The organism is Ensifer sp. ENS06 (assembly GCF_014852205.1).
Classification (GTDB): domain Bacteria; phylum Pseudomonadota; class Alphaproteobacteria; order Rhizobiales; family Rhizobiaceae; genus Ensifer; species Ensifer adhaerens.
In genome coordinates this window covers 380,580-392,511 of record NZ_JACVBC010000004.1, presented here as the reverse complement: position 1 = coordinate 392,511, position 11,932 = coordinate 380,580, and the positions used below count along the sequence as shown (strand labels likewise).

The window sequence follows — 11,932 nt, the reverse complement described above, 5'->3', positions numbered from 1 at the left end:
CCTCAAAAGCGCGGGACGAGCATGCCGGCGTCAGCCGGGATCGTCATTCCGGTGGTGTAGGGAAGACGCCCCGCCGCAAGCGATGCGATCAGGGCACCGACTTCCTCGGGCCTTCCGACGCGCGGGAAGAGCGTGAGCCCCTCCTCCGCCCGCTCGCGATAGGCGTCGATGACGGGTGCGGTCATCTCCGTGGCGATCAGACCAGGCTGGACGTCGTAGACGGCGACATCTTCCCGTCCAAGCCGGACGGCGAGCGTCTTGGAGACCATCGCGGCTGCCGCCTTCGACGCGCAGTACTCCGACCGCTGTTCGGCCACCGCGACGGCATTCGACGAGGTGACATTGATGATCGAATGGAAGAGCGCCCCCTTGCTACGGGCGACAAGACGCCGGGCAAAGGCCTGGCTCAGAAAGAACATGCCCTTGGTGTTGACGGCGAAGCAGCGATCCCAGCTTTCCTCCGACACCTCCAGCATGTCGCCGCGCCTGAGAACGCCGACACCCGCATTGTTGACGAGCGTCGTGATCTGGCCCAGTTCGGCTTCAATCGCTGCGAGCGCGCTATCGTGGCCGGCAATCGCGCTGACATCGAAGGCCGCAGCCATGACCGGGACACCGTAAGCGGCGATCCGCTCGACTGCTGACGGCAGCTCGGCATCATCCGGCAGTCCGTTGAGCGCGACCGCAAATCCTTCCCGCGCCAGGGCTTCTGCGGCGGCAAGCCCGATCCCGCGCGAGGAACCCGTCACCAGTGCGACGGGGCGAGGCTCAGACCCGGTCATGCCCGTGCGCCCTTCTTCAGGAGTTCGCGCGCGATGATCATGCGCTGGATCTGGTTCGTGCCCTCATAGATCTGCGTGATTTTCGCATCGCGGTAGAGGCGTTCGACTTCGAACCCGCGAATGTAGCCGGAGCCGCCAAAGACCTGCACTGCATCGGCCGTCCGCTGCACGGCCACATCACCGGCAAAGCACTTGGCGATCGAACAGGCCTTGGTGGCGTCGGCGCCGCTATCGATCTTGGAAGCGGCCGAATGGACGAGCAGACGGGCAGCCTCGATGTCCTTCGCCATGTCGGCAAGGAGCCACTGCACACCCTGGAAATCAGCGATGGCCTTGCCGAACTGCTTGCGTGTCCCGGCATAGTCGAGCGCCGCTTCGAGCCCCGCCTGGGCGATACCGACGGCGAGCGCCGCGATGCCGACCCTACCCTTGTCGAGCACCGACATCATCATGTGGAAGCCGCGGCCTTCCGTGCCCAAGAGAGCGTCGGCCGAAAGCTTGACGTCGTCGAAATTCAGCGCGCCGACCTGGCTCGCCCGCTGCCCCATCTTGTGTTCCTTGGGCCCCTTTTCGACACCCGCCGCGTGCAGGTCGACGATGAAGATCGACATGCCGCGGTTTCCCGCTTCCTTGTCGGTCCTGGCCAGTACGAAGCCGTAGTCAGCGACCGGCGCGTTGTGGATCCAGATCTTACCGCCATTGAGCCGCCAGCCGTTGCCGTCACGCTCTGCCGTGGTGCGGATGCCCGAAACGTCAGTGCCGGCTTCCGGCTCGGTGATGCAATAGGCGACCTTGGCGCGCATGCCGAGGATATCCGGCAACATCGCCTGCTGGCTTTCGGTCCCGTGGCGGACGAGCAAGGTCGAGATGAGTTCGATCAGGCCGCACTGGTCGGCAACGGATGCGTAGCCGCGGCTCAGCTCCTCCATGACAAGCGCGTAAGTGAGCGTATCGAACCCCGGCCCGCCGAGTTCTTCCGGCACGCCGATGCCAAAAAGGCCGAGCTTTGCCATTTCATCGTAAAGCCCCACCGGGAAGCGCTCCTCGCGATCGAGCTCCTCTGCCATCGGGCGGATCATTTCGTCGGCAAAGGCACGCGCCATGTCGCGCACCTGCTCCTGCGTTTCGGTGAGATACATCTGCCTCGCCTCATCTCTAGTAACTATCTAGTTACATATATTCTGAAGCCGGATGTCGTCAAGACGAAAAACTTGGAGGCCGAAAAGGATGCTGCTTGCACAGCCGTTTAGGGCCATGCATACTATTCACCATTCAGTTACTTATGGAGGAAAACATGCACCCTGGGCAAAAGAGAAAATTCGGAAGGACGGAGCTGGAGGTGACCGCCTTCGGCTTCGGAACGGCACCCCTCGGCAACATCTTTCGCGAGATCGACGAGGCGACCTCGGAAGCAATGTTCGCGCGCGCCTGGGAGGCCGGCGTCCGCTTCTTCGACACCGCCCCGATGTATGGCCATGGCCTCGCCGAGCTGCGCACGGGTCATGCGCTGCGCTGGAAGGAACGTGACGACTTCGTGCTCGCCTCCAAGGTGGGCCGGCGTTTGCGCCCGGCGCGGCGCGACACGATCGATTTTGCCCCCTGGACGAATGCCGCACCTTTCACGATGCATTTTGACTACAGCTACGACGGAACGATGCGGGCTTTCGAGGACAGCTTGCAACGACTGGGACTGGAGCGCATGGACATGTGTTTCATCCACGATATCGACGCCTTCACGCGCGGCAGCGAGCAACCTGAAGTGTTCGAGCAGGCGATGGACGGCGCCTGGCGGGCGCTGGAAAGATTGCGAGCCGAGAAGGTCGTGAAGGCCATCGGTGTGGGCGTCAATGAATGGCAGGTCTGCGAGCAAGCGTTGCTGCGTCGCGACTTCGACTGCTTCCTGCTGGCGGGGCGCTATACGCTACTCGAACAGGATGCGCTTGATAGCTTTCTGCGGCTCTGCCAGGAGCGCGGCGCCGCCGTTGTCGTGGGCGGCGGGTTTAATTCGGGGATCCTCGCGACCGGCGCCAGGGAAGGTGCGAAGTACAACTATGCGCCGGCACCGCGCGAAATCCTTGAAAAAGTTGCAAGGATCGAAGCCGTCTGCGCTGCCTATAACGTGCCACTGGCCGCAGCCGCACTGCAGTTTGTTGTCGCCCATCCCGCCGTTCCATCCTTCATGGCGGGTACGCGCACGATCGAACAGCTGGAGCAGAACCTGGCCTGGTTCTCGCATCCGATCCCGACAGATTTCTGGGCGGACCTGAAGCACAAGGGCCTCCTGCGCGACGACGCGCCCGTTCCGGCCTGAGCAACGCCGAACCCGCGCCGGCAACGGCGCGGGTTAGCGGATCAGGATTGCCCTGAAGTCGTTGACGTTGGTTCCGGTCGGCCCGGGAACGAACAGGTCGCCGAGATGATGGAAGGCCGTCCAGGCGTCATTGTCGGCAAGCAGGGCCGAAGGATCGCACCCCAGGTTGCGCAAGCGCGCCATGCTCTGCCCGTCGGCAAAGGCGCCGGCATTGTCTTCCGAGCCATCGATGCCATCGGTATCGGCGGCGATTGCGGAGAAGCCGATCCCGTCGGCCGCAACAGCGAGGGAAAGCAGAAACTCCGTGTTGCGCCCACCCTTGCCGCCGCCTTTGATCGTGACGGTGGTTTCTCCACCCGAAAGAATGACGACAGGGCGCGAGAACGGCCGGCCGCGACCGGCGACTTCACGCGCAATGGCCGCGTGAACGCGCGCGACATCGCGGGCCTCCCCTTCGATCGAATCGGAGAGGATGACCGCGGGAACGCCAAGTGACGCAGCGCGGGCGGCGGCGGCCTCCAGCGAGAGGTTCGCAGACGCGATCACCCGGACCTCGTTCCTCGTAAAGACCGGATCGCCTGGGAGAGGCGCCAGACCTTCGTTGCCGTCCAGCCACGCGGCAACCCGCGCCGGAAGGGCAATGCCCCAGGTCTTAACCAGGTTCCGCGCCAGCGCGCGATCCGTCATGTCCGGGATGGTCGGCCCGCTGGCAACCTGCGCCGGATCGTCACCCGGCACGTCCGACACCACCAAGGTGACGACCTTTGCCGGATGGCAGGCGGCCGCAAGACGACCGCCCTTGATACCCGAGACCTGTTTGCGGATGGCGTTCATGACAGAGATCGGCGCGCCACTTGCAAGCAGGGTCTGGTTGAATAGCACCTCCTCTTCCAGCGTGAGCTGGCCCGGCGGAGACGGCAGCAGGGCCGAACCGCCACCGCAGATCAACGCAACGACAAGGTCATCTTCGGTAAGATCGCGCACAGCCTCGAAAAGCGCATCCGTTGCCTGCAATCCGGCTGCATCGGGCACGGGATGGGAGGCCTCAAGTACGCGGATGCGCGTGCACGGGGCGGCATAACCATAGCGCGTGACGACAACGCCTTCGAGCGGACCGCGCCAGAGCCTTTCGAAAGCGGCGGCGAGCTGGGCCGCCCCCTTGCCCGCCCCAATGACGACGGTCCGTCCGCGTGGCTCGCTCGGGAGATGGGCGCGCAGGGCATTTTCCGGGTCCGCAGCCTCGATCGCAGCGCGAAAGAGGTCTGCGAGGAATTCTTTATCGTCAGATTTCATGACACACCGCCATCAAGGGCCGGGTCACCGGGAGAACGGCGCCGACCTATCGGTTGAACTTTGGCGAACGCTTCTGACGGTAGGCCGCAAGCCCCTCCATCAGGTCGCTCGACGCTGCTGCCACCGCGCCAGCAAGCGCCTCAACCACGCGTTCGCTCTCTTCACCCTCGGCCGCATTGATCAGCATCTTGGTGAGTTCCGTCGCCCGCGGCGAACGTTGCAGCACCCGCTCGGCAGCGACTTGTGCAGCGGCAAGCCCCTCGCCTTTTACAACCACCCTGTCGACAAGCCCGAGCGACAGCGCCTCCCCGGCACCGTAGACCTCGCCAAAAAGCGCCATGCGTCGCACCAGCTGGGCTCCGAACCGGCGCGAGGCGCGTTGCGTGCCCGACCATCCGGGGATGATGCCAAGCCCCGGCTCCGGCTGGCCAATCTTCACATGCGCCTCGGCTATGCGCAGGTCGGCACAGGCGGCGAGTTCCAATCCGCCGCCGAGCGCATGCCCGTTCAAGACGGCGATCAGCGGCACGGAAAGGCGCGCCAGCGCATCGAAGGCGTCGTGGCCATCACGCAGCCAGCGACGGGAGAACCTATCGGCATCGAGACTGCTCCATGCGTCGATGTCACCACCTGCACAAAATGATCTCTCGCCTTCGCCAGAGAGGATGGCCACGACCGCGTCTGAACGCTCGATGGTGCGACAGGCCTGTAAAAGCGCGTCCACCATATCCGCATCGATCGCATTCAGCTTCTCCGGACGACGGAGCGTCAGCCGCGCGATGCGATCAGTGACGACCAGTTCAATCCGCGCATCACTCACAGCGAAAGCCCTATGGCTTCGGGGCGGAACAGGGCGCCATCCATCCGCTTCAGCGTCTTTGAAACCCGAAGGGGCGTTGCCGCCTGATCAAGCACGTCCCGTTGAAGGTCGAGACCCGGCGCAACTTCGGTGACAACGAGCCCCTCGCTATCGAGACGGATGACGCAGCGCTCCGTGACGTAGCTGATGTCCTGCCCATGAGCGCGGGCGCGCTTGCCGGAGAAGCTCACCTGATCGACCTTCGGCACGAACTTGGCGATGCGCCCCTCCTTGTCGATCACCAGCCGGCCATCGTCGACGCGCATCTTGGCGCCGGCATTGAAATTGCCGGAGAACACGATCTTCTTTGCGCGCGACGTGATGTCGACGAAGCCGCCGGCGCCGGCCGTGCGGTGCGGGGTGGCTGCGAGACGGCTGACATTGACCGAGCCCTCGGCGTCGATTTCCAGGAAGGACAGCAGCGAGCAGTCAAATCCGCCCGCCTGGAAGTAACAGAACTGATGCGGCGAGGCGACGAAGGCCTCGGCGTTGGATGCACAGCCGAACTTGAAGTCGAGCAATGGAACACCGCCGACGGCTCCCTGTTCGATCACCCAGGTGACCTTGCCGTGATGCCCTTCCTCGATGAGTATCCGTGGCACGTTGGCTGATATGCCGAAGCCAATGTTGACTGCCCAGCCATCCTCGAGCTCCTGCGCCACACGTCGAGCAATCACCTTGCCGACGTCCAGCGCCGGCGTGCGAAACGTCTCGAGCGGCCGGAACAGCTCGCCGGAGATCGCCGGGTCGTAGGGCGTTGCCGTCGTCTGCAGCTGATCCGGCGCCTCAACGATGATGTCGACGAGGATGCCGGGCACGCGCACATCGTGGGGACGAAGGGTGCCACTTGCCGCCACCCGCTTGACCTGAGCGATCACAAGACCGCCGGAATTGCGGGCTGCCAGTGCCATTTCCATCGCGCCGAGCGTCGCCCCTTCCTGTTCGAAGGTCAGGTTGCCCTTCTCATCGGCGGTCGTTGCGCGAATGATCGCCACATCGGGGCGGATGGCCGGAAAATGCAGCCAGTCCTCGCCCTCGAACGACACGCGCTTGACGATCGGTTCAGCCCGCGCCCGGTCATTCATGGCACAGCCATCCTGTTCGGGATCGACGAAGGTCTCCATCCCCACCTTCGTCAGCACGCCCGGACGCTTGGCAGCACCTTCACGCAGCATGTCGAAGACGATGCCGGAGGGCACGTTAAAGGCGGCGAGTTCCTCCTTCAGGATCATTTGCCAGATGAGCGGCGGCTCGGCGTTGCTTGGCCCGGAGGGATAGGAGCCGCCGATTATCTTCACCAGCATTCCGGGCTTGGCGATGTGATCGACGCCGCGCGTCCCGAAAAAGTCGCCGGCGGCGATCGGGTGAATGGAGGTGAGGCCGCGCGGATGGCCTTCGCTGTCAAAGCGCTCGCCGAGCGCTTTCAACACCGCATCGGGGCAGCAAAGGCCGGACGAAGAGTTCACGGCGACGACCGAGCCATCCTTGATGAGCCGCACCGCCTCCTGCGCGCTCTTCACCTTCTTCATCGCCTGATCCTCCGTTTTTCATTGCCTGAAGTAACTAACTAGTTATATGTTAATTCGCGACAAGACAAGCCGGCCGGCGCGATTTTCGAATGACCGGCATTCGACGCCAGCTCGGCAATCGACCAAGGGGGAGGCATGAACATCTACTTCCAGAAGAGCTTTCAGCGCGGCTTTGGCACGTACCCGCTGAAGGGGGACGAACTGCGACGAGCGATCGAGGCCGCTATCGACGTCGGCTATCGTGCCTTCGATACGGCGCAGATGTATGGGAACGAGGCTGACACCGGCGAAGCACTGGCGGAATGCGGCGTTCCCCGTTCTGAACTCTGCATCACCACGAAAGTGCATCCGGACAACTACACGGACGAGACGTTTCTCCCCTCGGTCGAGACGAGCCTTCGAGCCCTGAAGACCGATTGCGTCGACGTTCTTCTCTTGCACTGGCCGCCGGCCGACGGAGAGATCGCCCCCTCGCTGCGCATGCTTCGATCCGCGCTGGAACGAGGGCTGACGAGATCTGTCGGCGTGTCGAACTACACGGCGGCCATGATGCGGGAAGCGCGGTCCATCGTCGACGTTCCGCTCGTGACCAATCAGGTGGAATTCCACCCGCTACTCAACCAGGAGAAACTGCTCGCGGCCGCCGCGGAAACAGGAATCCCGATCACCTCCTATGCGTCGATCGCCCGTGGAGAGATCTTCAAACACGGCCTTTTTTCCGAGATCGGCGAGACCTACGGCAAGTCCGCGGCACAAGTGGCGCTGCGCTGGATTATCCAGAAAGGCGTTCCGCTCAATACCATGTCCACCAAGCCGGCAAACATCCGCGCGAACTTCGAGATCATGGATTTCACTCTCTCGTCGATCGACATGCAAAGGATCGACGCGCTGACGGCCACCGGTTACCGCATCATCAAACCAGGACAACTTCCCTGGGTTCCTGAATGGGACTGATAGAAAAAGGGCGGCCCACGAGCCGCCCTTTTTTTTTACGATCGGCCAGCCTGCTCAGGCATTGCCGCGGATCATGTCTGCGGCCTTTTCCCCGATCATGATCGTTGCCGCGTTGGTGTTGGACCCGACAAGGCTCGGCATGGTGGAACTGTCGCAGATGCGGATGCCGTCAAGCCCGTGCACGCGCAGGTGCGGATCGACCACCGACATCTCGTCGCGCCCCATCTTGCACGTGCACGTCGGATGATAGGATGTGCGACCGTACTGGCGGGTATAGGCGATGTAGTCCGCTTCCGTGCGGACATCCCGGCTCGGGAAGTGCCTGATCTTGATGTACTTCTCCAGCGAAGGCTGAGCGAAGATCTCCTGACTGATCTTGACGCCTTCGACCGAGATCTTCACGTCTTCGGGGTCGGCAAGGAAGTTCGGATCGATGATCGGAAGATCGCGCGGGTCCGCTGAGCGAAGAGTGACAGTCCCACGCGACTTCGGGCGCAACGTGTAGGAATTGAGCGTAATGCCGGAGGAACCCTTTGGCACACTGGGTACGCCGGCTTCCGCGCCGGCGCCGGCAAGGAAATGGAACTGCAGATCCGGATAGGGACTCGTCTTGTCGCCGTACCAGAATGCCCCGCCCTCAACCACGTTGGAGGTGATTGGGCCGGAGTTAAACAGTGTGTATTGAAGACCCGCCCAGATCGACCAATGCAGCTTGTTGTACTTGTCGAGGCTGTCGTGATCCTTCAACTCCGCGACGATATCGACGCCGAAATGGTCTTGCAGGTTTTCGCCCACGCCGGCCAGATCCTGGATCACATCGATGCCGTGGCTGCGAAGTGCCGCGGCAGGACCCACGCCCGAAAGCATCATCAGCTTCGGCGTGCCGATCGCACCCGAGGTCAAGAGCACCTCGCTGTCGGCGCGCGCGGTCATCCGCTTGCCATCGACCTGATAGTCAACGCCGACGGCGCGTCGCCCTTCGAAGACGACACGCAGCACGAGCGCCCCGGTGATGACCGTGAGGTTCTTGCGCTTCAGGGCCGGCCTGAGATAACCGACCGCTGCAGAGCAACGGCGGTTGTTCCGGGTTGTTGTCTGGTAGACGCCAGATCCTTCCTGGAGCGGACCATTGAAATCAGGATTGTAGGGTATGCCGAGTTCCTGGCAGCTTTGCACGAAGGCGCGCGTCATGCGCTGCGGTTCGGGAATGTTCGACACACCGAGTGGGCCGTCCGTTCCGTGCCATTTGCCCGAGAGGATCGTATTGCCCTCGGAGCGCAGGAAGTACTTCTGGATATCCTTGAAGCCCCAGCCGTCAGCCCCCTCCTCGACCCAGCGGTCGTAATCACCAGGATGCCCACGCGTGAACACCTCCGCATTGATCGAGGAGCCACCGCCGAGCACCTTTGCCTGGGCGTAGAGGATTTCACGGTTGTTGGCGTGTTTCTGGGGCGCGGTCTTCAGTCCCCAGGTCAACGGACCGGCGGTCATCTTGGCAAAGCCGACGGGCATGTGGATCAGCGGATGACTGTCGCGCCCGCCGGCCTCGATGAGGCAGACGCGCGCCGACGGATTTTCAGAGAGTCGCGCCGCCAATACACAACCGGAGGAACCGCCTCCGACGATCACATAATCATAGCCTTGCGACATCATGCAATCCAATGCGAACGCTTGCCGATCTCGACGTGAACGGACTTCACCTGCGTATACTCCTCAACCCCGTAGACGCCGGCCTCACGGCCCCAACCGGACTGCTTGAAACCACCGAGCGGCATCTCAGGGCCACCCGCCATGATCGTGTTGACCCAAAAGCGGCCGGCACGCACTTTCCGTGTCACGGTCAGCGCCTTGTCGATGTTCTTCGTCCACACGCTCGCCGCCAGGCCGTAGACCGTATCATTGGCGAGCTGGATGGCTTCCTCGACCGTGTCGAAATGCATGGAGCACAGAACCGGGCCGAAAATCTCGTCGCGCGCAATCGCCATGTCGCGGGAAACATCGGAGAAAAGCGTCGGTGCGATGTACTGGCCGTGGCCAAGATCGATCGTCTCGCCCCCAGTGAGAAGCTTGGCGCCTGCCGCCTTGCCCTTGGCGATATAGTCCAGGATCGTGGCGTTCTGGGCCTCAGTGGTAATGGCGCCCACCTGGGTGCCTTCGTCCAGGGGATCGCCGACCCGGATCTTTTTCATCTTCTCGACCAGGAGTTTTTCGAACTCCGCCGCGACAGAACGCTCGACGATCAGGCGCGACGACGAAACGCAGCATTGTCCGGTGTTGAAGCTGATGCCGAAAGCGGCGCCGTCAGCGGCATCCTCAAGGTCGGAGTCGGCAAAGACAATGATGGGGTTTTTGCCACCGAGCTCGAGGCCCAGCTTCTTGAAGTTGCTGTCGGCGGCAGCGTGGACGCAGGAGCGCCCAACGGCCGTCGATCCCGTGAAGGAAAGCATGTCGACGTCAGGATGTTCGGCAAGCGCCTGCCCGATCGAGCGGCCGGAACCGGTGACGACATTGTAGACGCCGGCAGGCAGGCCGGCTTCCGCCAGAACCTCGGCCAGAAGCAGCGTGGTCACGGAGGTGACTTCAGACGGCTTCACCACCATGGTGCAGCCGGACGCCAGGATGAAAGGCACGCGCTCGCACAGGATCAGGAACGGGAAGTTCCAGGGCGTGATCAGGCCGATGACACCGATCGGCTCGCGCAGCACCATACCGAACAGGTCGTCACCGAGCGAATTGAAGCTGTCGCCGTGCAGGAGGCGGGCGGCGCCGGCACCGACCTCGAAGCAGGCAATGCAATGATCGATCTCGCCGCGCGCCTGCGAGATCGGCTTGCCGTTTTCGAGCGTCTCCCAATAGGCGATCTCGTCCCGGCGGCGACGAAGGATTTCGGCGACGCGCAAGAGAACGCCGGCGCGCGCAGCCCCGGAAAGCCCGGACCAGCGGCGGTCCTCGAAGGCATTGCGCGCCGCAGCTACCGCCGCGTTCAGATCATCGATCGTGCAGCGAACGGTGCGCGTGACCGGCGTACCATGGCCTGGCGAGGCGCGTTCGAAGTGGTCGGTCCCTTCTTTCCACTGCCCGTCGATGAAGAACCCGAAGCTGCGCGCTGCGGACGGGGGAGCAAGAAACGTCTTCGTCTGGTCCATCTGGTACCTCCACTTCGATAGTTTACGCCGCGATGGCGATCTGGGTCTTCAGGTGTTGCGGCCGCTCGCCGATCGTCTCGAAGGCTTCCTGAATGGCCTCCAGCGGATAGCTTGCCTTGGTGAAATCCTGCGTGCGGAACCGGCCATGCGACAGAAGCGTGAGTGCGTCGTGCATATCCTCGCCCATCCCGGCAACAGAACCTTTGAGGCTCCCTTCTTCCAACACCGTTCGCAGGCTGTCGAGAGCTACGGTCTCGCCGGGCGGGGTGATGCCGAAAAAGGCGACATGGCCGCCGCGTCGCGCAAGATCGAATGCCTGTTCGTAGAGCTTCCGGTTGCCGACGCTCTCGATCACGAGATCCGCCCCGCGTCCGCCGGTCATTTTGTGAACCACGGCTTTCAGTTCGGTTGGATCCGACACCGCCGCATCCGCCCCGGCCTCGATCGCCATGCGGCAACGGTCTGGCGAAAGGTCGGCGACAATGATCGGCGCCGCGCCGACAAGGCGCATCATCTGCACATGCAGGTTTCCGATCGGTCCGGCGCCGAAGACGAGGACCGATTGGCCGAACGTCGCCTGCGCCTTACGCGCCGCACGAACGACGCAGGCGACCGGCTCCGTGAGCGCAAGCACCGCATCGGCGATATCAGCCTGAACCGGGATCGCCAGTCGCGCCGGAACCGCTACATATTCGGCAAAGGCGCCGTCCCGACCGATACCGACCTGCGTAACCTCGGCGCAGTTCAGAACCTCGTTGCGACGGCACCAATAGCAGCTGCCGCAGCCGATGTTGATATCGACCACCACGCGTGCTCCGGCCGCAAGATGGCGGACGTTGGCGCCAAGCTGGGCGATCGTTCCGCAGAACTCGTGTCCTGGGACGAGCGGAAGCCGGTCAGCCGCGTAGTGGCCGTTGAAGATATGAATGTCCGTACCGCAGATGCCCGTGCGCGCGACCCGGACGAGCACATCGTCCGGTCCGACGATCGGCATGGCGACCTCCCGAACCTCGAAGCGTTTCGGGGCAGTGAGCACGGCGGCGCGCATGGTCGTCATT

10 protein-coding genes are annotated in these 11,932 nt (G+C 63.1%); 2 read left to right on the top strand and 8 right to left on the bottom strand.

Annotation, left to right across the window (positions count from 1 at the left end; all coding sequences use genetic code 11):
* Nucleotides 1-2 precede the first annotated feature (2 nt).
* Nucleotides 3-782 carry a 3-ketoacyl-ACP reductase gene (locus IB279_RS18775; protein ID WP_060528847.1) on the bottom strand — a complete coding sequence of 260 codons (780 nt, stop codon included), beginning with the start codon at nucleotides 780-782 and terminating at the stop codon, nucleotides 3-5.
* Nucleotides 779-1,921, bottom strand: coding sequence for an acyl-CoA dehydrogenase family protein (locus IB279_RS18770; protein ID WP_060528846.1), 1,143 nt, complete (start codon nucleotides 1,919-1,921; stop codon nucleotides 779-781). The genes IB279_RS18775 and IB279_RS18770 overlap by 4 nt, the downstream gene beginning before the upstream one ends.
* Before the next feature lie 155 nt (nucleotides 1,922-2,076).
* Between IB279_RS18770 and IB279_RS18765 the strand changes: the two genes are divergently transcribed.
* On the top strand, nucleotides 2,077-3,093 hold the full coding sequence (locus tag IB279_RS18765) for an aldo/keto reductase (protein WP_192339505.1): 1,017 nt from the start codon (nucleotides 2,077-2,079) through the stop codon (nucleotides 3,091-3,093).
* A gap of 33 nt (nucleotides 3,094-3,126) precedes the next feature.
* Here the strand turns inward: IB279_RS18765 and IB279_RS18760 are convergent, their stop codons facing one another.
* Genes IB279_RS18760 through IB279_RS18750 form a run of 3 tightly spaced genes read right to left on the bottom strand, consistent with a single transcriptional unit; the run spans nucleotide 3,127 to nucleotide 6,774 of the window.
* Nucleotides 3,127-4,386, bottom strand: a complete 1,260-nt coding sequence (locus tag IB279_RS18760) for a glycerate kinase (protein WP_113188645.1) — start codon at nucleotides 4,384-4,386, stop codon at nucleotides 3,127-3,129.
* 46 nt (nucleotides 4,387-4,432) lie between these two features.
* On the bottom strand, nucleotides 4,433-5,206 hold the full coding sequence (locus tag IB279_RS18755) for an enoyl-CoA hydratase/isomerase family protein (RefSeq protein ID WP_060528843.1): 774 nt from the start codon (nucleotides 5,204-5,206) through the stop codon (nucleotides 4,433-4,435).
* Complete coding sequence (locus IB279_RS18750; protein WP_113188644.1) at nucleotides 5,203-6,774, bottom strand: acyl CoA:acetate/3-ketoacid CoA transferase; 1,572 nt, start codon at nucleotides 6,772-6,774, stop codon at nucleotides 5,203-5,205. Before IB279_RS18750 ends, IB279_RS18755 begins: the two co-directional genes overlap by 4 nt.
* A gap of 135 nt (nucleotides 6,775-6,909) precedes the next feature.
* Here IB279_RS18750 and IB279_RS18745 point away from each other — a divergent pair, with 135 nt between their 5' ends.
* On the top strand, nucleotides 6,910-7,728 hold the full coding sequence (locus IB279_RS18745; protein WP_113188643.1) for an aldo/keto reductase: 819 nt from the start codon (nucleotides 6,910-6,912) through the stop codon (nucleotides 7,726-7,728).
* A gap of 54 nt (nucleotides 7,729-7,782) precedes the next feature.
* Here IB279_RS18745 and IB279_RS18740 read toward each other — a convergent pair whose 3' ends face one another.
* Genes IB279_RS18740 through IB279_RS18730 form a run of 3 tightly spaced genes read right to left on the bottom strand, consistent with a single transcriptional unit; the run spans nucleotide 7,783 to nucleotide 11,931 of the window.
* The gene (locus IB279_RS18740; RefSeq protein WP_060583701.1) at nucleotides 7,783-9,378 is read right to left on the bottom strand and encodes a GMC family oxidoreductase; all 1,596 of its coding nucleotides are present in this window, start codon (nucleotides 9,376-9,378) and stop codon (nucleotides 7,783-7,785) included.
* Nucleotides 9,378-10,874 (bottom strand): aldehyde dehydrogenase family protein, encoded by a 1,497-nt coding sequence (locus IB279_RS18735; RefSeq protein WP_090297672.1) that lies wholly within the window; start codon nucleotides 10,872-10,874, stop codon nucleotides 9,378-9,380. The genes IB279_RS18740 and IB279_RS18735 overlap by 1 nt, the downstream gene beginning before the upstream one ends.
* A gap of 22 nt (nucleotides 10,875-10,896) precedes the next feature.
* Nucleotides 10,897-11,931 carry a zinc-binding dehydrogenase gene (locus IB279_RS18730; protein ID WP_162741259.1) on the bottom strand — a complete coding sequence of 345 codons (1,035 nt, stop codon included), beginning with the start codon at nucleotides 11,929-11,931 and terminating at the stop codon, nucleotides 10,897-10,899.
* Nucleotide 11,932: the final 1 nt, after the last annotated feature.

Coding starts and splice junctions, on each gene's coding strand:
- IB279_RS18775 (WP_060528847.1), bottom strand. CDS start 782: ATGACCGGGTCTGAGCCTCGCCCCGTCGCACTGGTGACGGGTTCCTCG.
- IB279_RS18770 (WP_060528846.1), bottom strand. CDS start 1,921: ATGTATCTCACCGAAACGCAGGAGCAGGTGCGCGACATGGCGCGTGCC.
- IB279_RS18765 (WP_192339505.1), top strand. CDS start 2,077: ATGCACCCTGGGCAAAAGAGAAAATTCGGAAGGACGGAGCTGGAGGTG.
- IB279_RS18760 (WP_113188645.1), bottom strand. CDS start 4,386: ATGAAATCTGACGATAAAGAATTCCTCGCAGACCTCTTTCGCGCTGCG.
- IB279_RS18750 (WP_113188644.1), bottom strand. CDS start 6,774: ATGAAGAAGGTGAAGAGCGCGCAGGAGGCGGTGCGGCTCATCAAGGAT.
- IB279_RS18745 (WP_113188643.1), top strand. CDS start 6,910: ATGAACATCTACTTCCAGAAGAGCTTTCAGCGCGGCTTTGGCACGTAC.
- IB279_RS18740 (WP_060583701.1), bottom strand. CDS start 9,378: ATGTCGCAAGGCTATGATTATGTGATCGTCGGAGGCGGTTCCTCCGGT.
- IB279_RS18735 (WP_090297672.1), bottom strand. CDS start 10,874: ATGGACCAGACGAAGACGTTTCTTGCTCCCCCGTCCGCAGCGCGCAGC.
- IB279_RS18730 (WP_162741259.1), bottom strand. CDS start 11,931: ATGACGACCATGCGCGCCGCCGTGCTCACTGCCCCGAAACGCTTCGAG.